The organism is Schinkia acidoalkalinis (assembly GCF_054301215.1).
The window spans coordinates 2,550,278-2,571,964 of record NZ_CP182573.1 but is presented as its reverse complement, the minus strand read 5'-3'; the positions used below and the strand labels follow the sequence as shown (position 1 = coordinate 2,571,964).

At 40.5% G+C, this 21,687-nt stretch carries 19 protein-coding genes and 1 riboswitch; of the genes, 8 read left to right on the top strand and 11 right to left on the bottom strand.

Going from position 1 to position 21,687, the window contains the following annotated elements:
- The first annotated feature begins 23 nt into the window (after positions 1-23).
- Positions 24-1,763 carry an adenine deaminase gene (gene ade / locus ACNQFZ_RS13105; RefSeq protein WP_458411788.1) on the top strand — a complete coding sequence of 580 codons (1,740 nt, stop codon included), beginning with the start codon at positions 24-26 and terminating at the stop codon, positions 1,761-1,763.
- Between the two features lie 301 nt (positions 1,764-2,064).
- Positions 2,065-3,027, top strand: coding sequence for a hypothetical protein (locus ACNQFZ_RS13100; protein ID WP_458411787.1), 963 nt, complete (start codon positions 2,065-2,067; stop codon positions 3,025-3,027).
- A gap of 210 nt (positions 3,028-3,237) precedes the next feature.
- On the opposite strand, the gene ACNQFZ_RS13095 is transcribed toward ACNQFZ_RS13100, so the two are convergent.
- From ACNQFZ_RS13095 to ACNQFZ_RS13080, 4 genes are all read right to left on the bottom strand, one after another.
- Complete coding sequence (locus ACNQFZ_RS13095; RefSeq protein WP_458411786.1) at positions 3,238-3,912, bottom strand: uracil-DNA glycosylase; 675 nt, start codon at positions 3,910-3,912, stop codon at positions 3,238-3,240.
- Positions 3,893-5,620 (bottom strand): hypothetical protein, encoded by a 1,728-nt coding sequence (locus ACNQFZ_RS13090; protein ID WP_458411785.1) that lies wholly within the window; start codon positions 5,618-5,620, stop codon positions 3,893-3,895. Before ACNQFZ_RS13090 ends, ACNQFZ_RS13095 begins: the two co-directional genes overlap by 20 nt.
- 197 nt (positions 5,621-5,817) lie before the next feature.
- Positions 5,818-7,173 (bottom strand): ABC transporter permease, encoded by a 1,356-nt coding sequence (locus ACNQFZ_RS13085; protein ID WP_458411784.1) that lies wholly within the window; start codon positions 7,171-7,173, stop codon positions 5,818-5,820.
- Positions 7,151-7,840, bottom strand: coding sequence for an ABC transporter ATP-binding protein (locus ACNQFZ_RS13080; protein WP_458411783.1), 690 nt, complete (start codon positions 7,838-7,840; stop codon positions 7,151-7,153). Before ACNQFZ_RS13080 ends, ACNQFZ_RS13085 begins: the two co-directional genes overlap by 23 nt.
- Before the next feature lie 418 nt (positions 7,841-8,258).
- On the opposite strand from ACNQFZ_RS13080, the gene ACNQFZ_RS13075 reads away from it, so the two are divergent.
- Positions 8,259-8,498, top strand: a complete 240-nt coding sequence (locus tag ACNQFZ_RS13075; RefSeq protein WP_458411782.1) for a hypothetical protein — start codon at positions 8,259-8,261, stop codon at positions 8,496-8,498.
- Between the two features lie 207 nt (positions 8,499-8,705).
- On the opposite strand, the gene ACNQFZ_RS13070 is transcribed toward ACNQFZ_RS13075, so the two are convergent.
- The 6 genes from ACNQFZ_RS13070 to ACNQFZ_RS13045 form a co-directional block, all read right to left on the bottom strand.
- The gene (locus ACNQFZ_RS13070) at positions 8,706-9,233 is read right to left on the bottom strand and encodes a VanZ family protein (protein WP_458411781.1); all 528 of its coding nucleotides are present in this window, start codon (positions 9,231-9,233) and stop codon (positions 8,706-8,708) included.
- Positions 9,234-9,629: 396 nt separating this feature from the next.
- Positions 9,630-10,973: an efflux RND transporter periplasmic adaptor subunit gene (locus ACNQFZ_RS13065; RefSeq protein WP_458411780.1), complete on the bottom strand. Its 1,344-nt coding sequence runs from the start codon at positions 10,971-10,973 to the stop codon at positions 9,630-9,632.
- Positions 10,974-11,424: 451 nt separating this feature from the next.
- On the bottom strand, positions 11,425-12,939 hold the full coding sequence (locus ACNQFZ_RS13060) for a DHA2 family efflux MFS transporter permease subunit (protein ID WP_458415384.1): 1,515 nt from the start codon (positions 12,937-12,939) through the stop codon (positions 11,425-11,427).
- A 15-nt stretch (positions 12,940-12,954) separates the two neighbouring features.
- The gene (locus ACNQFZ_RS13055; protein ID WP_458411779.1) at positions 12,955-13,608 is read right to left on the bottom strand and encodes an efflux RND transporter periplasmic adaptor subunit; all 654 of its coding nucleotides are present in this window, start codon (positions 13,606-13,608) and stop codon (positions 12,955-12,957) included.
- Positions 13,609-13,689: 81 nt separating this feature from the next.
- Positions 13,690-14,136, bottom strand: a complete 447-nt coding sequence (locus ACNQFZ_RS13050) for a MarR family winged helix-turn-helix transcriptional regulator (RefSeq protein WP_458411778.1) — start codon at positions 14,134-14,136, stop codon at positions 13,690-13,692.
- Between the two features lie 333 nt (positions 14,137-14,469).
- On the bottom strand, positions 14,470-15,072 hold the full coding sequence (locus ACNQFZ_RS13045; protein ID WP_458411777.1) for a TetR/AcrR family transcriptional regulator: 603 nt from the start codon (positions 15,070-15,072) through the stop codon (positions 14,470-14,472).
- A 328-nt stretch (positions 15,073-15,400) separates the two neighbouring features.
- Here ACNQFZ_RS13045 and ACNQFZ_RS13040 point away from each other — a divergent pair, with 328 nt between their 5' ends.
- From ACNQFZ_RS13040 to ACNQFZ_RS13020, 5 genes are all read left to right on the top strand, one after another.
- Positions 15,401-16,972 carry an AMP-binding protein gene (locus ACNQFZ_RS13040; protein WP_458411776.1) on the top strand — a complete coding sequence of 524 codons (1,572 nt, stop codon included), beginning with the start codon at positions 15,401-15,403 and terminating at the stop codon, positions 16,970-16,972.
- 104 nt (positions 16,973-17,076) lie between these two features.
- A complete protein-coding gene (locus tag ACNQFZ_RS13035) occupies positions 17,077-18,378 on the top strand; it encodes an MFS transporter (protein WP_458411775.1) in 1,302 nt (433 codons plus the stop codon).
- Positions 18,379-18,401: 23 nt separating this feature from the next.
- A complete protein-coding gene (locus ACNQFZ_RS13030; protein ID WP_458411774.1) occupies positions 18,402-19,535 on the top strand; it encodes a thiolase C-terminal domain-containing protein in 1,134 nt (377 codons plus the stop codon).
- A 2-nt stretch (positions 19,536-19,537) separates the two neighbouring features.
- The gene (locus tag ACNQFZ_RS13025; RefSeq protein WP_458411773.1) at positions 19,538-19,849 is read left to right on the top strand and encodes a Zn-ribbon domain-containing OB-fold protein; all 312 of its coding nucleotides are present in this window, start codon (positions 19,538-19,540) and stop codon (positions 19,847-19,849) included.
- 536 nt (positions 19,850-20,385) lie between these two features.
- Positions 20,386-21,150: a tyrosine-protein phosphatase gene (locus ACNQFZ_RS13020; protein ID WP_458411772.1), complete on the top strand. Its 765-nt coding sequence runs from the start codon at positions 20,386-20,388 to the stop codon at positions 21,148-21,150.
- Positions 21,151-21,307: 157 nt separating this feature from the next.
- On the opposite strand, the gene ACNQFZ_RS13015 is transcribed toward ACNQFZ_RS13020, so the two are convergent.
- A complete protein-coding gene (locus ACNQFZ_RS13015; RefSeq protein ID WP_458411771.1) occupies positions 21,308-21,472 on the bottom strand; it encodes a hypothetical protein in 165 nt (54 codons plus the stop codon).
- Between the two features lie 52 nt (positions 21,473-21,524).
- Positions 21,525-21,612: riboswitch (cyclic di-GMP riboswitch) on the bottom strand.
- Positions 21,613-21,687: the final 75 nt, after the last annotated feature.

Here is a 21,687-nt window from a genome sequence, read left to right as displayed (position 1 = left end):
TCGGGCTAAGTGGGGGTAAAAAGATGAAACCAAATAAAGCTGCTTTAAAAAAACGAATTGCTGTTGCAAGCAAACAAATTCCTGCCGATATCGTCATCAAAAATGCCAATATCATTGATGTATTCAACCTCGAAATCACCGAAGGAGATATCGCGATTGCCGACGGAATGTTTGTTGGCATTGGTGAATTTGAGGGCGTGGAGGTCATTAATGCCAACTACCAATATATTTGCCCGGCTTTCATCGATGGGCATGTCCATATCGAATCTTCCATGGTCACCCCAGCCGAATACGCGAAGGTCGTGATCCCCCATGGAGTTACTACTGTGATTACCGATCCCCATGAAATCGGCAATGTTTCAGGGATTGACGGCATCAAGTTTATTTTAAAAAATTCCAAAAATATTCCACTGGATGTTTTCATCATGCTCCCCTCATGTGTGCCTGCTACCCCGTTAGAACATTCAGGGGCTATCCTGAAAGCAACGGATTTGGAGCCCTTTTACAACCATGAACGCGTCTTGGGCCTAGCTGAAGTGATGGACTACCCTTCGTTAAAAAATGGCAGCAATCAAATGATTAATAAAATTGCGATGACAAGCCAATATAGAGAGCATATTGATGGCCACTTGGCCGGCTTGGATAGGGATGCCATCAATATTTATCGGGCGGCCGGAATCAAAACAGATCATGAATGCAATACTGTTGAGGATGCTTTGGAACGGTTACGGCGCGGGATGTATCTGATGATTCGCGAAGGATCGGCGGCTAAAGATGTAGCATCGCTGAGCAAGGTGGTTACCTCCCATAATGCCCGCCGCTGCCTATTTTGCACGGATGATAAGCACCTCGATGATTTGATTGAAGAAGGAAGCATCGACCATAATGTTCGATTGGCCATTCAAAACGGAATTTCTCCGCTTCAAGCCATTCAGGTGGCTTCATTAAATGCTGCTGAATGTTATGGTTTAAAAAATAAAGGAGCCATCGCGCCCGGCTATGACGCCGATTTCTTATTGCTGGAAACCCTTGAATCGGTAAAAATTTCGGAGGTATACAAAGCTGGCAAATTGGTTGCCAAAAACGGTGACTATCTTGGTGAAAATGTTTCAAAAAAAGCACCAAAAGGACGGTTGAGACATACGGTCAACGCACCTGCCATCACGCTTGAGGATTTGCAAATTCCAATTGGCGACACCGGGTTGGCCCATATTATCGAAATCATTCCAAACCAATTGAAAACGAATAAAATCATTCGGCCTGTGGGAGCTGAATCTGGCTTTTTTTACCCATCGATTGAAAATGATCAGTTAAAAATAACCGTGATTGAGCGGCACAAGAATACCGGCAATATCGGACTCGGGATTGTAAAAGGCTTTGGATTGAAAGAAGGCGCCATGGCGACAACAATTGCCCACGATTCCCATAATCTTGTAGCTGCAGGGACAAATGATGAAGATATCATAACGGCAATTAGCACGGTGAAGGAGTTGAACGGCGGGCTTGTCATTGTGAAAAATGGCGCGGTCATTGCGTCTCTCGCCCTCCCGATAGCCGGATTACTTTCAGACCAGGATTTTAGGACTGTATACCAAGGTCTAATAGAACTAAAAAAGGCGCTTACCGAACTCGGCTTCGTTGGCGATTTTAACCCATTTTTGACGCTTTCGTTTTTGACGTTACCGGTGATACCTGCATTAAAATTAACGGACCAGGGGCTATTTGATGTCGAGAGCTTTTGCCATATTTCAGTGAAAGTTTAATTAGTCCGATGTTGATGCGAAGGGATTCGCCAAAGAAAGGTATGAGAATTCATGAACGGAGAATTTCCGTCTAATTTAAATTTTGAGGCTAAATAAAAAGATATAAGCGTAGATATTCCGCTTATTTCAAACTTGTTCCTGTTTTTTATGTCTAAACGGTTTCTTCTTTTTTTAAAATTACCACCATCATTTCTTCCGCATGGACATTTTACCGACATATTAATGTCCTATAGTTAGGCATGTGGAGAGGGGAAGCGCGAACCTTGATACATATTTTCACAAAATATTGAGGAGGATTTTGATGAAAAAGCCAAATAAATTAAAAACTTATGCATTAACCGGAGTATTAACATTAGGCGTAATTGGCGCCGCTGCAGCACCAACCTTTGCTGCTGCAAACACTAACGGAACGGCAGCTACAGGAACTCACGGACTTAAGGTGAAATGGGAGCAAAATCTAGATGTGGCAACGAAGGAAAAGATTCAAACCATCATGGACGATGCCAAGGCAAAATTGGCGGAGCTTGGGGTCACACTTCCTACAAAATTCGAAAAAGGAGACCAATTGGCAAATTTAGATGAAGCAACGAAAGCAAAAGTGAAGGTGATTAGAGATCAAGTGAAGGCTGGTACTCTTACAGAAGAGGCTGCCCAGGAGGAATTATCTAAGCTTGGACTTAACCTCCCTGTACTTGGTAAATTCCATCAGGATCCGTTCCAAAACCTTGACGCCACAGTGAAGGAAAAAGTGAAAGCCATTATGGACAAAGTCAAAGACGGTTCCCTTTCCCGTGATGACGCAAAAACTCAATTAGCTCAACTTGGTGTTGAACTTCCTGAACGTGCCGGCGGTTTACACGGTGCAGCATTCGATAAGCTTGATGACGCCACAAAAGCAAAGATCCAAGCCATTATGGACAAAGTCAAAGACGGTTCCCTTTCTCGCGATGATGCAAAAACTCAATTAGCTCAGCTTGGTGTTGATCTTCCTGAACGTGCCGGCGGTTTACACGGTGCTGCGTTTGATAAGCTTGATGACGCTACAAAAGCAAAGGTCCAAGCCATTATGGACAAAGTCAAAGACGGTTCCCTTTCTCGCGATGATGCAAAAACTCAATTAGATCAACTTGGCGTCAACCTTCCTGAACGTGCCGGCGGTTTACACGGCGCAGCATTCGATAAGCTTGATGACGCTACAAAAGCAAAAGTACAAGAAATTTTGAAAGATGCAAAAGAACAAATCAAAGAATTAACGCAAAAATAGTGGAACAAGGGGCCGGTTCGTTTGTTCCATAAATGCTGCCAAGGCAACCAAAAAACGTGGGGTTAATCCCACGTTTTTTGTTGAAAAACAAACATATAGAAGCAATGTTCCAGAAACATTTTATGCAAATAGTCCTTATTTTCATAATGGTAATTATTAGGAAAACAACAAGAACCGTCCCTGATGTTTCACAATGTTTCAATGTTTCGTTCACAAACTCGTAATCTGCCAATCAATTTCTTCACTGCCGATTTCCCGCAAATAAGCATTTGCACGGGAAAAAGGTCTACTTCCAAAAAAACCGCGATTGGCTGATAATGGGCTTGGATGCGGCGATTTGATAATAAAATGCCGAGATGAGGTAATCAGCTGCTGCTTTTGTTGGGCATAAGCTCCCCACAGAATGAACACAACCGGCTTTTCTCTTTCATTCAATATTTCGATCACCCGATCCGTAAACGACTCCCAACCAAGCGCTTTATGAGAGTTTGGAATTCCTGCCCTTACGGTTAAAACCGCATTCAGCAACAACACTCCCTGCTTCGTCCACTCTACCAAATAACCGTGATTAGGAATGTAGCAACCCAAATCCGCTTGCAATTCTTTATATATATTTTGCAAAGACGGAGGAACTTTGACCCCCGGCTTCACCGAAAAACTTAAACCATGAGCTTGTCCCGGTCCATGATACGGATCCTGTCCAATAATAACTACCTTCACATCCTCAAAAGAAGTAAAATGCAGCGCATTAAAAATATCGTATTTATCAGGATAAACTACCTGTGTCTGATACTCTTCCCATAACAATTTCCGCAACCGCTGATAATAAGGCTTTCCAAATTCCCCTTCAAGCAAAGGCGCCCAATCATTTTTTAGGATTTCCATTGTTAAAACACTCGCTTCCGTTTGGGTACATGCTTTTGATTTCATCATAGACTTGTGAAAAATCTTTCAAAGCTATTTTCTTGATTTTTCCCTCAACATATTTGTAATCAATATTTCCCTCTATTATTAAGGTCCTTTTTATACAACCAAGATTCATATTTTGAATTAATTTATTAAAAAAAGTAAAATGATATAGATCATTTCTTATATTTCTCAGCCCTGATATGTCTTTATATAACTTGGGACTAATTCGTTCCACATCATCTACTACTTTCTGATAACTGGTAATAAATTGCTGAATTAATTCATTATCATCCTCTAGTGATATAGCTTTAACAGCAAAATGTGGTGCCTCATCTAATTCTGATTTATATTTTACACCTAAATTAAAGAAATCCTTTTGTAATTTATTTACTAATTCCTTATTAATATAGTAATCGATTCCATTAGACAAGGCTAAATCAAATTCCATCGCTAACAATAAAGCAATACATAATAAATCCTCTTCACGTAGCTTATTTTTTAAATGTTTTATATATAATTCTCGTTTTTCATCAAGTACCTTTTTTTCTTCCGACGGTGATAATGATTCTTTTAAATAAAATAATATCCACTTAAATTCTTCATAGAATTGCATGATGACATGACTTTGTGGAATAGTCATTATATTCTGTAATGCCGATGGAAGGCTAACTTTAGACGAAAACTTGTTCTTTATCAAGTACAGTTCAACATCATGATGCATTAATTTGATAATTGATAGTGTAGTTTCTTCTGAACCGGTAATCTTAATTAGATGACAAGATATTAAAAAACACCGATATACAAGTTCTTCATGCAAATCATCAAACGATTCTTCAAAATAAGAATAAACAACTGATTTACATACATTTTCTTTATCATTTTGAACTTGCTCTAAATCATTATCATACTCTTCAATTAAGTCACATATCTCACTGTAATTCATATAAATCGCTTCATGTATTTTCTCTCTAAAATGATCAATAAGCATAACATCAAACCATGAATTTAATTTATATATCGTAAAATATTTTGATTGTTTCCATGCTATGTCGTATAAAAATAATAATTGATAGATTCGAGCATTTGTATATTGTAGTACATTTAGTGTATTTAAATCATTAGGTTCTACTTCGTGATAGTTAATACTATACGCATTGGGCTGGTAATAAGAATTATCAAGCCATGGTGCACAAAATGGATTACTTTTTATTTTTTTTGGTACTTTCCCATCACTAGATAATAGTGATAAGGAAAGTAAGCTATCACGTGTTTCCATTAATGAAGATAAAGCTTCAAAATATGTTTGCTCTACTTGCTGTAAATGCATTGTTGTATTTGTTTCTTGCATTTCTTTTCGTTGAATACGTATTGTTCCTACTAATAAAATAAGTGACGCTAATGTAAAGAATGCTACGGTCGTCCCTCCTATTAAATCACCAATAGGCCCAACATCTCCCCACGAATCGCCGACATTAAATCGGTATGCTTTCGTCATATAGAAGATTGAGGTAAAGACATATAACCCAAACATACAAAAAAATGCTGCAAGTTTTTCAAAACCATCAAAAATAACAATCGGACGAGAAAAGAAAACCAATACAATGAAAATTAACCAAACAATAATTGAAATCCGCAAATAGGTACTATCTAAAGATAGAAATGTTTTATCGAAAGATTGCCACATAGATATTTTCTCTACACTTAGTAACAGAAAAATATAAATCACTCCTATTTCTAGTGGAATAAAGGGACAGAGGAAAGGGACAGAGGGACAGGTTCATTGTCCCAGTTGGTAATCTTAATTTTACTAGAAAAATAACTGTTAATGAATTAGGTGAAAATTAGGGACAGTGAACCTGTCCCCAGGAACCCATATAGCCCCTACTCAAACCGCAAAGCTTGGCTTGGCTGGAGTTTCGCTGCTTTTACCGCCGGGTAAATGCCGCAGATGCAGCCAACTGCAACCGATGAGACCAATGAAAGCTGCACAATCCATAACGGCAGGACAAGGGAAAAGACCGTGATTGTGCTGTTCCACCACTCAACGAAGCCATAGCCGAGCAAGAGCCCGATTACCCCGCCGATTAAACATAATAATATCGTCTCGAAGAAAAATTGATACATGATTTCAATAGTAGTGGCGCCCAACGCCTTGCGAATGCCGATTTCACGGGTGCGCTCTCTTACCGACATCACCATTACATTCATAATGCCAACCCCACTAATGAGCAGCGCTGTTGCGGTGATGCCTAACAGCATAACCTGCAAAATTTTCGTCACCTTTTCAACCGCCTTCAGCATTTCCGTTTGCTTCACAACGCTGAAATCGGACTCTGAGTGATTTTTAGCAACGGCACTATAAACAGCTCTTTCCATTTCATCTAATTGACCAAGACTAGGGGCCTGGACATAAATTTGCGTTAAATTCTTCATCTTCGTGATTTCAAGCGCCGTTTGGATCGGTATGAAAATGCTATTATCGGTTGTCATTCCCAAGGTCGCTCTTGATTCCAAGATGCCAATCACCTTGAATTTCTGACCCTGGATCAGCACTTCTTTTCCTAGCAAAGATTCTTCGGCACCCTCTGCATTCACGGTCAAACTCATAAACCTATCAAAAAGCCGTTGCCACCATGGCCTTTCCGGCTTAACCGTAGGTACACTGGAACTACCTTCCGCCCCCGTTCCCCCCACACTTTGGTTTAGCAAAGCAGAGTGAATATTACTGCCAAGCACGACAACCCGTTGCTTTCCTTCCGATTCCCCATCATTAAAAAATCGGCCTTCCGCAAGCCCAAGATGCTGTGCATTTTGATACGACGCACTCGTACCGATCAGCATTCCTTCAACCGTCGTCACTTCCTTATGGTCATCGCTCCCGCCATACTGAACGCGTCCCACCGTTTCAAGATGCGGGGTTACAGACTTAATCCCCTCAACTTTTTTGATCTCCTCCACATCTTGATAGGTCAATGTGCTCGATACACTCGAAATGCCACTTAAAAAATTATGAGATCCACTGGTGTCCGTCAAAACCCGTCCAGGAATCACCATCATCTGTTCCGCACCGAGTCCGCCAAGCTGCTTCATGACAGTATCCTTTACACCAATGGCGATTGACGATAAAACAATCACCGCAAAAACGCCAATGATCACACCAAGCATGGATAAAAATACACGGAAACGATTGGCCCATAGCCCGACACACGCAAGTCTAAAAGCTTTCATTAATTTCATCGGGATGCTCCTTTATCGTTCCGCCTTTTAAATACAAAATCCGTTGGGCCCGCTTCGCGACTTCCATATCATGTGTAATCATAATAATCGTTACCCCGCTTCGGTGAAGGTCGTCAAAAATACCAAGAATCGATTCCGTTGTGTCCTCATCCAAACTCCCCGTAGGTTCATCCGCCAACAGAAGCGAAGGCCCATTCACAATCGCTCTAGCAATGGCCACCCGTTGCTTTTGACCACCCGAAAGTTGATGTGGCTTTTGTGATATTTTCCCCTCAAGACCAACCATCCGCAACGCCTTCCGGACCATCTCCTTCTTCCCACCAAACCATTTTTGCCCATACACAAGCGGCAGCATCACATTTTGGTAGACTGATTGATTCGGAATCAGTTGAAAGTTTTGAAAAACAAAGCCAATCTCCTTATTGCGCAAAAGTGCCAGCTTACGGCCGCTCATCTTGTGGATCTTTTTTTCATGATAAAAAAATTCCCCGCTATCCGGCCTTTCCAACGTACCTAAAATATTCATCAAAGTACTTTTCCCTGCACCAGAGGAACCCATAATAGCAACAAATTCAGCCTCTTCAATATGTAAATTCAAATTCTGCAAAACTACTTCCGACCCCGAAGCAGATTTATACGCTTTCGTAATATTAGATAACCTAATCAAAAACGAACACCACTTTCATAGTTAAAAAATATAGTTTTAATTATATAACTAGTTGGGACGTGGGGACAGGTCCCTCGTCCCACTTTTACAAAATATTACACTTATGTAATATAATTAAATAAACCCTTGCCCCACTTAAAGGAAGGAGCACTAATAATGATAAAAAATAAATTAATTGTAACTTTGATCATATTTGTTTTGCTGCTATTTTTAACAAAGCCAATTCTACTAGGTTTATATACTCTTATTTTCGGTGCGGGCTCCTATCTTACATTTGCCCATCCTTACATGCATATTGCGAAAAATTTAATCATTGTGGCTTTATCAATTGTGTTGCTGCTCTGGTCAGGCTTATTGACACTAAATCCATTGGTACGATGTTACCCATGTAACGACGAAGGCAGAGGTCAAATTTGGAATGAGAAAAGGCACCTCCTGGGAGGAGTCCACGTTTGAATATCGGTTTCATTTTACTGACGGATCTTCGTTAAATGCCTGGGATGATATTCAATCATTGGAGAAATTGGACAACCTTGTAAAACAGCGCGGGATAAAAATCGTGTACGGAAAAATTATTAGTCCTGAGGTATACAATCAATTGGATTTATACATTGACGGGGATGTTGAGACTGCTAGAAAAATATTAAATATAAAATAAGAAGGAATGGGCTAGCCCGTGAATGCCTGCGTTCTATGAATCAACGGGGCTCGGGCTGGGGCCTGCTCCGCTAGGTTTTTTTCTCCGATAGTCCGAATCATCCCCTCATTCGGACTGCTCCAACAAACCTCCCGCTCCAACTGTCGAATCACCACCCAACCCACAATCCGCAACACAACAAAAGCACAACCAGCATATCAATCCCCGCTAGTTGTGCCTATTCCCGCCATAAACCTCCGATTGATCAACCCTGAGCTTCACTCTTTTGGGCGATGACATTCTCCTCAATCTCCTCCATAATCCATACAACCCGATCCCAACAACAACACCAGAACTGTCAATAAAGACATCCTTCAGCTGACCGCCCCTGCCTGGTACAAATAGCTGGTGGATTTCATCGCTCACTGCATACAGGACGCAAATGCCTAATGTCAGGATGAAAGCCACACTACCCTTCAGCTTGCACCTACGGATTGCATTTGAGACAATCACACCCAACACTAGATAAGCAAAAAAGTGGGCATTTTTCCTGACAAAATGATTAAGGGTGTCCATGTTAAAATCCGTTTTTGGAGCAACTTTTTCAACCGTTTCCACAATAACCTGGGTTACCCCTTTGCTTAACTGGTTGGATTGCTCGGCCACTTGGGATGATAAATGAAAAATTAACATCATCCATAGCAAAGCCACGGCCCAAGAAAGAGCCACTATTAATTTTCTTTTACTTGTATTCATATATTCATCTTATTCCTTCTATTTATTTGGCAGCATACCGATAAACATATTACTATTTTATCCCATTTTTATAAAATTGAAACCCATTGGACCATTGCCCAAAAAGAACATCGGGGTCCATCCCTCCACGTTCACTGCCAGAATACAAATACATCGGTACTATGTTCATAATTATAAAAAAGTCCCTGTTTTCCATCTGGTAATTACTAGGGAAACACCGAGAACCGTCCCCACTGTTTCCCCAAAAAAAGAACGTGGGAGTCCATCCCCCCACGTTCTCTGCCAGAACACAACCACATTGGTGCTATGTTCATATTCATGAAAACAGTCTCTGCTTCCAGCCTGGTAATTATTAGGGAAACATCGAGAACCGTCCCCGCTGTTTCCCACTGTTTCCTATTCCTCATTCACATTCATATTATCTTCCAGCACGTTAACCTTTGTTGTTACAACTTTGTCGTCGGCGCTTAAGCCGCTGCTTGTTAAGACTTGGGATGCTGTTTCTTCGGCGATTCCTACCTCTGTTAATTTAGCTTTGCCGTTTTTAACTACATAGACAAAGTTTTTGCCGTCTTTTTCTACTAATGCAGATTTAGGAACGATGATTCCTTGTGTATTTGCTTGGTCAACGAACATGACTTCGCTCACCATACCTGGTTTTAATTTTAAGTCGCTGTTTGTAACTACAACCTCGACTGGGTAGCCCTTTCCTTTTTCATCGATTGGGCTAACATTGTTTACTTTACCAACTGTTGTAAGGTCGGCTGCTGCTGTTTTTACTTGGACAGAGTCGCCTACTTTAATTGTATTGATTTTCGTTGCAGGTACGTAAACTAAAATCTTCACTGTGCCAATATCAGATACAACAACCACTGGATTTTGCGGTGATACAAGCTCGCCTGCATCGCTATTTACAGCTGCAATTGTTCCTACTATTGGAGAAACAACAGTTGCTTCGTTTAGTGAATGTTTCACGATGTTTGCTGCTGCTTGTGCTTGTTTCAATTGTTCTTGGCTTACTGCTACTTGTGGGTTACTTTTAGCAACACCTAGTTGCTGTTTTGCATTGCTATAAGCCTTTTGTGCTGCAACAAGCTTATCCTGCGTTGTTTTTTTGCTAACCTCAACTGATTTCATACCAGTTTGGGCGTTCACTAAAGCTGTCTCCGCTTGTTCCAATTGTGTTTTGGAGGCTGCACCTGCTGCGTAGAGCTCCTTCATGCGGTTGTAGTTTGTTTTAGCATCTGTCAAACTTTGCTGTGCCCTCGCTGCTGATGCATTGATTTCTTCAAAGCTGTGCTGCAATTGCGCTACTGTTGATTCGGCTTGATTCAGACCGTTTTGGGCGGCAATAATGCCAGATTGAACGCTTGATTTTGCTGCTTCAATTCCTGACTGGGCCACTCCAACTGCTGCCTCTGTTTGCAATGTTTGATTTTTTAAATCGTCATCCTCTATTGCGTATAAAAGATCCCCTTTGTTGACACTCATTCCGACTTCAACAGGCACGCTGGCAAGTCTTCCTGAGACCTTTGGTGCCACGGTAATCTCTTGATTTGCCTGCACAGTTCCTGTAAAAATCGGGCCATTATTCAAGTATCCCTCGTAAGCTGCCGTTGTTTTCACATTGACAGTAACATCTTCGCTTGAGACTTCGATTGCATTCGATCCGCAACCGGTTAGAACTGGTACAGTTAATAAAACTAAGCCCATCGCCGCATACAATGCTTTACTTTTCATTCTATATGCTGACTCCCTTCCTATATTAACTTATCTTTTTTTAAAATTGACTGAATGTAGATTACATTGTGTTTGAAAAATAAGCGGTAAAATTCCGTTTATAGTATCCAAATCTTTGGATTTTGTCTTATTTAGACCAGTTAATCGGAATATATCCGCTTATACGCTTCTTAAGCCTACACAATGTACATTAGCCGGAAATTCTTCGCCTATGAATTCTTATACTTATACGAAAATCAACAATGCATAATAACAGAACCTAAAAATTTGAACCGCAGTTGCTGGATTCGCCACCTAAGAGTTTGAGTCAACCTCCATAGCTAGATTCATTACTATATGTTTGTACCCAACCTCCATGGAAACACAGGAACCGTCCTGTTTCTCACCTTATTGTTTCTGGGAAAAATTAGGTAAACAGTAAGAACCGTCCCCAGTGTTTCCCCAGTGTTTCCTACTCTGCGGTTTTTTCCTTACGTTTCTTCCTAAACAAGAACACGAGCGGTATACATAAAAACAATGGTAATGAAGACACCCAAAAGGCGTCTGCAATCCCTCTTGTTGTTGCGTCCATCTGAATAAGGCTGCTGATGGTTGATAAGCTCAATCCCGCTCCATCCCCTACTTGGTAAATGAGTGGATTCGATAATGAAATACTATCAGCTGCATGATTAGCATGTAAGACGACCCGCTTTTGCATAATCATGGTCAGAATCGCAATCGCCATCGATCCGGCAACCTGCCGAATTAAGTTCGATAGGGACGAGGCATTCCCAACCTGCCGGGGCTCCACTTCGTTCATCCCTGCTGTTGAAAGCGGCATCATACATAAGCTAATGCCAATCCCGCGTAGGACTAGAACGGTGATCAACCATGAGTGTGGTGTATCGACGGTTAACTTATGCAGCTCAAAGGTCATCGTGCTTAAAAATAGCAACCCAGATAGACCGAGCGGAATTACGCCAATTTTATCAAAAAGCTTACCAGATATCGGCATAACTAAGGCCATGGCAATCGCTTGCGGCATTAACAACAGACCGGTATCAATCGCTGACATTTGTTGAATATTTTGCAAGAAAATCGGCATTAAAAAGATCCCGCCGAATAGGCCAACCGTAACGAGGCTGGCAGCCACTACACTTAGGGTAAAGGGGAAATTTTTTAACAAACTTAAATCAATAATTGGGTTTGATTTCCCTTTTTCAACCCAGAGTAACAGTATGGCCGATGCCGCCGCAATATACAATAGAAAGACAATCTCAAAGGACGTCCATCCCTTGGAATTCCCATTACTTAGGGCATATAGCAATGTACCTGCTGATGTGGCCACTAAGAAAAAGCCCATAAAATCGAATGTCTTTGTATTATCCACTTCAGTTTCTTTTAATAAAAGACTCACCATTAACAGTGCGAAAAGCGCAACTGGGATATTAACAATAAATAGAAAACGCCAATTCAGCCATTCAATCAAGTAGCCGCTCATGGTCGGACCAATCGCCGGGGCTACCATCGCTGAAATCCCCCAAATCCCTAAGGCCGCTCCAATTTGATTTCTTGGTACAATCTTATAGATAATCGCCATACTGAGTGGCATGATGACACCGCCGCCTAAGCCTTGAATGATACGAGCGAAAATTAACGTTGTATCACTCCATGCAATTGAACATAGAAAAGCTCCAAATGTAAAGACAGACAGTGAAATGATGAAAAACTTTTTATATCCCAATCGGTCTCCGGCATAGCCTGTGATTGGAATGATGACACCGGAAGCCAGCATGTAGCCGGTCAACACCCATTGAATTTTATCCTGTGTCGATCCAAATACCGTCATCATTTTTGGAAGCGCCACATTGATCAGACTGTTATTCAAAATGGCGACAAAGGCGCCAAGAATAATCGCAATTAGCGGCACCCAAAAGGATGGCTCTTTATCTTGAGGAGGCGTTTGTGCAGTCAACTCTTGTTCCATCATTACCCCCTCCTATTATTTGATTTTTATTTTAATCACAACGTTTGAACCTGGAATTAATTCTAAATCCTTTGGCTTAAATACAGTAATTTCAATTGGAATGCGCTGCGTTACTTTATTAAAGTTCCCACTTGTATTTACAGATGGAATTAATGTAAAAGTGGAGTTGGTTGCTTTCCCAATTTTGCTGACTTTCCCTTTCAGCGTTTTACCACCTAAAGTATCAAGTGAAACAGTTACATCTTGCCCCTCTTTAATTTTTGCAATATCGGTTTCTTCAATATTGGCAGAAACATGCATATCATTTAAATCCATGATTAACGCAAATGGCTGTGCTGGTGATGCTAATTCCTCTTCCTTTGAAAATACCTTGACCACTGTACCGTTAATTGGTGACTTCACAACCGCCTTATTAATCATACTTGCATCTAAATTAGAAGTATCCAGCTCTGCAAGTGATTGGTTTTTCTGGACAACATCCCCTTCTTCAACAAGGACGTCAGAGATTTCTCCAGCAATTTGCGGCGAAGCCTTGTAGATGTCCCCTGCAAATCTAGCATCCTCTGTTTTTACATAATGTTCACCTTGATACCAATAATAAAAACCAATGCCGATACCGGCAGCGATAATGATAATTAAAATGAGTATCAGCGATTTTTTTCTTTCCATATTCCCACCCTATCTTATTTATTTTTATAAAATAATTGCAAATAAATTTAATTCGAATACGAAACATTCGAACGCGAAATATTAATCATTCTTACGAATGGCAAGTTTATGGTGCATATGATTTGCCAATGCCTCTAATGAGCGATAAATTTCTTCAACTCTAGTAGTATCAATATCTTCTAATAAGAAATCAAAAAAACCGTCCTGTAGGACCGGCAATTCTTCCCTTAATTCGATTAGTTTTTCCGTCTCTGTCACCCAAACAATACGACGATCCTTTGGATCACGAATCCGCTTTACATACCCCATCTTTTCAAGGCGGTCAATAATCCCGGAAACCGTACTATTCGACAACCGAATCCGTTCACTAATCTGCGATACCATCTGCGGCTGCCCTTTAATACAACGCAAAACCAACACCTGCGGCGCCGTTAGATTTGTATCTCTAATTTCATACGTCACTAAATCATAAAAATAACTATTAATATTCCTTATCTGCTTCTGAATGCCAATTGTATAATCTGTCATAACCCACCTTCTTTTGGAAACAGGAAACACTAGGGACGGTTCTCCCTGTTTCCCTAATTTCTTCCAAAGGAGAACACAACCACAGTCCTTTCGTTGCCTGCTCCCGCATAATTGATAATAAATTTTATTTAAGAATGAATATATTTCGTGTTCGAAGTATCATTTTATCATTATACCAAGTTCATCGGAAATTACAAATTAAAATTTGATTAGAATCCTAGAATACTAATTTTGGGACATGGGGACAGGTACAGTGTCCCATGCCAACGTCCCATCGTCTTTATTTAATTGGGAAATGGGACACTGTACCTGTCCCCATGTCCCTCCAAGGAGCTATTTTACCAAACTAGCCATAATCGGGTGAATAAATTTTTGACTTTCCTCAACGAGATCAAAACGATCATCATTAAAGATTTGCCAATCGTAAAGTGTGCCCCGCATACAGCGTGTAATTAACATCGTAATTTCCTTTGCAGAAATAGTATCCTTAAATTCACCCTTTTCCTGCCCCTTTTGAACAAATAAATGAATAATTTTATAGAGCTTTCGATCCGTGTTGGAAAGTGTTTTAGGTTGGCCAGGCGTTAAGGCACTCATATAAACCGTTCGCATGAGATCTTTTCCTAATTCGTCCCTCAAGTAAACCATTTGCGATTTCGTTAAGTTAATTATTTTCTCACTATAACTCATGTCGTCAGGTAATGATTGAGTGAAGGTATCGTAGAAATCATCAATCTCCTTAAATTTTTCCAGGAAGATTTCATTTTTAGAATTAAAATGTACATAAAATGCGCCCTTGGAAGAATTCGCCGTATTTACAATTTCATCGACAGTAACCTGGTCAAATCCTTTTTTGCTAAAAAGATCTAAAGCAACTTCTAGAATCTTTTTTTTCGTTTGCTGTGCTTTGATCTGTCTCGGAGTCATTGCTTCCATTCTATAAATTCTCCTTTTACATATAGTCATAGCGTGTAGCCCACCCGCTTACATTATATCAATAGTATATTTCGCAGCCTTTTACTATTTTTTTGAGAATTCTTATAATTTTTTGTTGACTAATACTTATAGTTTTCCTACAATTAATTCAAAGACTACAGTTTGTGACTGCGGTCTGTGACTTCAATCTGCAAGAGGAGTTTAACATGATTTTATTTTTGATTCAAGTTGTAAGCGCTTTACTTTATGAACAAATATCTAAACCAAGGACAGAAAATGGACCAGCTTGCCTGTCCCATAAAACTAAAAAAGGAGGTTTTCAAATTAGATGGATATCGTTGGAAACAGAACTTTACGGGATTTATTAATTGAAAAAACAGGAATGCACCAGGATAAGACCTTTCTTCTTTTTGAAGATCAGGCGCAGCAAAGATTTGAATTAACATACCATGAATTTTTGGAGCAAGTCAATCGCTTGAGTAATGTCTTTATAGAATTAGGTGTCACGAAAGGGCAGCACGTCACATTGCATCTTCCAAATTGCATAGAATTTATGGTTGCCTGGTTTGCATTAGCCAATATCGGAGCCATCATGGTACCTACGAATGTGTTATCGACTGCCGATGAAATGGAATATATCATCAACCATTCTGAGTCGGTCCTGCTGATTACGGAAGAAGAATATTTGGAAAAATTCACAAAGAGCCGCGAGAAGCTTCCTACCCTGCAACATATTTTACTGGCCCGTTATAACGGAGAGGTCTATGCAGAACAAAGCCTTCAAGCACTGATTGCCAAAGCTTCCGTCAATACACCGAACATTCCATTAGCAGCAGACGATGTTGCCGCGATGCTTTATACATCAGGCACGACATCAAAGCCAAAGGGAGTACAGATTACACATGCGAATTATCTTTTTACAGGGGAAGTGATGTCCAAATCGATCCGTTTGTCACCTGATGATCGGCAATTTATTGTTCTTCCACTCTTTCACGGGAATGCACAATACTATTCAACCATGTCAGCCCTCGTAGTTGGAGCGAGCATTGCCATCACAGAGCGTTTCAGTGCTTCACGATATTTTAAACAAGCGAAAAATTTCAAGGTAACCGTCGGCTCCTTGTTTGCAGCACCTATTCGGATGATTTTAGCGCAAAAATACGATCAAGAGGATCAAAACAATGACATGAGAGTCATCTGGTTTGCCCAATCAGTCTCAGAGGAACAACTGAAGGATTTTGAAGAGAAGTTTAATGTTCCACTACTGCAAATGTACGGAATGACCGAGACAGTGGGGGTTCCCCTTATGAATCCAATTGATGGAATTCGAAAAAATATGAGCATTGGAAGACCGACGATTGGCTACGAAGTAAAAATTGTGGACGATGACGGCCATGAGGTTCCAAAAGGTCAATCCGGACAAATTGCAGTCAAAGGCGTTCCTGGTCGAACATTAATGAAAGGCTACTTCAAAAACCAAAAGGCAACATCAGAAACATTGGTGGACGGCTGGCTGTACACAGGTGATAACGGTCGGTTGGAGGATGATGGTTACTTTTACTTTGTTGATCGAAAAAAAGACATGATCAAGCGTGCCGGCGAAAACGTTGCTGCAAACGAGGTGGAAAGTGTTTTAGCCGATCATCATTGTGTATATGAGTCAGCTGTCATTGGAATTCCTGATGATATGCGGGATGAGGCCATTAAAGCCTATGTTATTTTACATGAAAATGCAGTAGTTACGGGAGATGAGCTGATTCAATACTGCCGTGAGCGATTAGCCAAATTCAAAGTTCCTGATGAAATTGAGTTTGTAGCTGAGTTTCCTCGGACTGCCGTTGGAAAAATTCAAAAACACATCCTACGCCAAATGCATAATGAAAACATTCAAAGTGCATAATCTGGCGAACGAACCTGTCCCCCGGTCTGACTACGGAATGAATTTACTGAATATAAATAATTAATCAAATGTTTAATTAAATTGAGAAGTGAGAGGGGATTTTTATGAAAAAAAGTCGTGTTTTATTTGCGAGTGTTTCAGGTTCAGTTATTGAATGGTATGACTTTTATTTATACGGGACCGCCACTGGGTTAGTGTTTTCATCCCTATTTTTTCCTAGTGCTGATCCAGCTATTGCACTTCTTCTTGCTTTTGCCACTTTTGGAGTTGGTTATGCCGCAAGACCAATTGGAAGCCTAATCTTCGGGCACTTTGGTGATAAGTTAGGCAGAAAGGCTAGTTTGATGTTGACGTTGGTTGGGATGGGTGGAAGCTCCTTCTTGATTGGCTGTCTCCCAACCTATGCGCAAGTGGGCGTAGCTGCTCCTATTTTATTAGTCCTTCTTCGACTTGTTCAAGGAATAGCACTTGGCGGAGAATGGGGCGGTGCTGTTTTATTAGCTACTGAATATGCACCAAAAGGGCTCCGCGGACTTTATGGCTCAATCCCCCAACTAGGTGTGCCATTAGGCTTAGTTCTTGGATCTTTTAGTTTAACATTCATTAGCTACGTAACAACCGATGCTCAGTTTTTAGCTTGGGGATGGCGAATTCCTTTCCTATTTAGTGCACTCCTTATTGGTTTAGCCTTATGGATTCGCGGTGGTATTGAAGAGACACCAGCATTTAAACAGCAAAAGGAAAAAGGCGACCTCGCTGCATTACCTATTGCAGAAACATTCCGTACGAACCTTAAAAGTGTTTTCCACGTAATTGGACTAAAAATTGGGGATGGTTTCTTTAATGTATTTCTAATGTCATTTGTCCTTGTTTTTGCAACAACCTATTTGGGCTACTCCAAAGAAGTAGCACTGACTGCCTTAACCATTGGGTGCGCAACAATGATTATTACAATCCCGCTTATAGGATATCTATCTGACTTCATTGGCAGAAAGATTATCTATATTACTGGTTTAGTACTCATGTTCATTCTTTCTATTCCTTACTTCACGATGGCTGGACAAAGTCCAACTTGGCTTTACATGATGCAAGCAGCCATGCTCGGTGTCATTTGGGCCTCTATTTTTTCAACCCAAGGAACGATATTTTCAGAATTGTTCCCAGCTAAAGTCCGTTATACAGGGCTATCATTCGGTTATCAACTTGCGGCAGCAATCGTAGGCTTCGGACCAATGATTTGGACGCCAATGGCAAAATCCTTCGGTCCATCCCCTATCGTATTCGGTGGATTTATGATGGCAGGTCTCTTACTTTCTCTAGTACTCTCCTTTTTCGTACCGGATACTAGAAAAGTATCGAAATATGAAGATACCATTGATGTATTAGAGGATGAAAAAGCAATATAAATACTCTTTAAAGGAGAGGCACTATGAATAAAGTTAGCGTAACTGGCTTAGGAATGACGGCATTTGGAAAACATGATGCTTCATTAAAAACATTACTAATGGATGCTTGCTTAGAAGCGTTAAAAGAAGCAAACTTCCCTAGAATCGATGCTATTTTTATAGGAAATTTTATGTCGGGTTCCTTAACAAACCAGGAAATTCTAGGAGCCATTGTTGTAAATGAACTTGGGTTAGGCACTGTTCCTGCATTTAAAGTGGAAGGGGCGTGTGCTTCCGGAGGGATTGCTTTTCGACAAGGATTCTTAGCCGTTCAAAATGGCGTTTACGAAAATGTTTTAATTGCTGGTGCTGAAAAAATGAAACACACCACAACAGAGGAAACAACAAGGGCTATTAACGCTGCGATGGATAACGATTCGAATGAAAAGCGCGCCGGCTTAACCTTCCCTGGGTTCTTCGGGACCGTTGCAAATCGATATTTTTACGAAACAGGGGCTTCCAAAAAACATCTAGCCATGGTCGCTTTGAAAAACCGTGAATATGCACTAAACAACCCTAAAGCACAGTTTCGGAAACCAGCAACGATGGAAGAAATAATGTCAGCACGGATGATTACTGAGCCACTAGGTCTGTTCGATTGCTCCCCTACTACAGATGGGGCGGCGGCTGTTGTCCTTTCAAAAGGAGAAAAAGGAGTAATGGTCAGAGCATCGGCACAGGCTTCGGGAACAACCCAAATGCAGGAAGCGCAAGATTTATTAAGTCTTCCATCCGTTAGGGAGTCCGCCAAACAAGCCTACAAAATAGCCGGTGTTGGCCCTGAGGATATTGATGTTGTGGAGTTGCATGACTGTTTTTCGATGACAGAAATGCTTGCCATCGAAGAGCTTGGCTTTTTTGAAAAAGGAACAGGTTGGAAAGCTGTCGAAGAAGGGCTTACAAAGCATGGGGGAAAAGTGCCGGTTAACACAAGCGGCGGACTTCTCTCCAAGGGACATCCAATCGGGGCTACTGGCCTTGCCCAAATCATTCAAATCGTCTCCCAACTTCGCGGAAACAGCTGCAATCAAGTAGATGGCGCAAGAATTGGATTGGCCCAGAACTTAGGTGGAACGGGTGCATACTCAACAGTTCATATCTTCGAGGGGGTGAAGTAAGAATGGCAACGGTACAAGTGTATGAATGCACGAAATGTGCGAAAAAGTTCGTGCAACGCAAATGGATATGTCCAACATGTAAAAATACTGAATTTCAAATAAAGGAAATAAGTGGCGAAGGCAAAATATTTTCTTTTACAACCATCCATGTTTCCTCGCAGGAATTTTCACATCTTACTCCATATACAGTCGCACTTATTGAACTACAGGAAGGCGTGCGGCTGACTGGGCGTATCACAGAAAAGGTTGAGATTAACGACAAAGTAACTTGCATTTCAAATGAAGATAATACGTATATTTTCGGGAAACACTAGGGTGGAAACACTGGGGACGGTTCTCCTTGTTTCCCTATTTTTTTCCAGGAAACACCAGGGAAACACCGGGGACGGTTCTTATTGTTTCCCTAATTCCTTCCAAAGGGAAACACAACCAAAGTCCTTTCGTTATCTACTCCCATTAGGACAGCACTATATCTTTGGGATTGAAGGAAAGGGGCTGACTTTAAAGGAGCTTGAATAACCAATAGAGGTTGCGATTGGTCCTGCATTCAGTGATGAGATAAAACGATAAAATTCCCGCGAAAAATTGGCACTGGGCATGTTGCTCAGTGCCTTTTTGATACAATGGGTTGGTATTTCTGAGTGTCTGTACCCCACTTATTACAAGTTATCCCTAGATTTTGCCCCTACCTGCAATTGTAATATATTGGGAAAACGATAAGAACCGTCCCTCTGTTTCAAAAAGTTTTCAGAAATATACAAATTTATTAACTTTCCAATTTTGTAAAGTAATGGTAAAATAGTTTGTGTGGATTTTCACATAAACGAAATGTATTACGGGAGGATTAATTGTGATAGACTTACACTGCCACATATTACCGAATGTCGATGACGGTCCAAGTACAATGGAAGAAAGTATTGAAATGGCTAGGAAGGCATTAAGTGAAGGTATTAGAACCATTATTGCAACTCCCCATCACAAAAATGGCGCTTTTGAAAATCCAAAAGATAAAATTATAAAAAATGTAGATAAGTTGAATAGAAGATTAGCAGCTGAAGCTATTGATATCAAAATATTACCTGGTCAAGAGACGAGAATTTGTGGAGAAATCGTTGAGGATCTTAATAGAAATGAGATTTTAACTTTAAACGGATCACGCTATCTTTTTATTGAATTTCCTGCAGACCATATTCCTAACTATACGAGCCAAATTTTGTTTGAGTTATTAATGGAAGGAATCAAACCAATCATTGTGCATCCAGAACGAAACAAAGAGATTATCGAGTATTCCGACCCCCTTTATCATCACGTAAAAAACGGCGCATTAGTACAACTAACCGCATCCAGTATAACCGGTGACTACGGAAAGAAAATCCAACGCTTTTCCTTTGATTTAATTGAAGCAGGCATGGCTCATTTGGTAGCCTCAGATGCACATAATGCTTCAACACGTACTTTTAAACTTAGAGATGCCTATCAATTAATTGAAAAAAAATTCGGTACGGAAGCGCGCTTTTACTTCCAAGAAAACGCCCAGCTGGTCGTCAACAACCAAACCATCTTTGCCGGCCCACCAGTCCGAATCACAAAGAAAAAATTTATGGGGCTATTTTGAGGGGGAAACATTGGGGACGGTTCTTAGTGTTTACCTAATATTTACCAGTCGACTAACCCGTCGCAAAGAATAAGAAGCAATTAAAAACACCAGTTATTAATGAAAAAAGGACAAGTTGGCACTATACCGTGCTTCCTTGTCCCTTATTTTATAAGCATCATAGTTTGGATAATAAACTGCTGGCCTTTTGATCGTGATAACTTGCTTTAATCCTGAACTTCGACTTTAGTTCCTCGTTCAAAGCATCATTCGATAATACCTCATTGTAATTCTTCAAAAAGTAATGCAAAGAATATCTTGCCTTAACAAAAACTCTTAACACATTAGATTCCTCCTTTTGCTGTACATAAATCGACGGAGTATCTCTTGATGTATTCGGAAACTGGCTGACATCGCTGCATTGCAACATTAGTCCCTTTAGTTTTGCGTCATCATTTTTCAATGATTTTGCCATTTCGTACAATTTATGTGTTCTAATATAAAAATACATTATTCTTATATTTTTGTTAAGGGACTTAAGTCCTAAGAAGTTTGAAA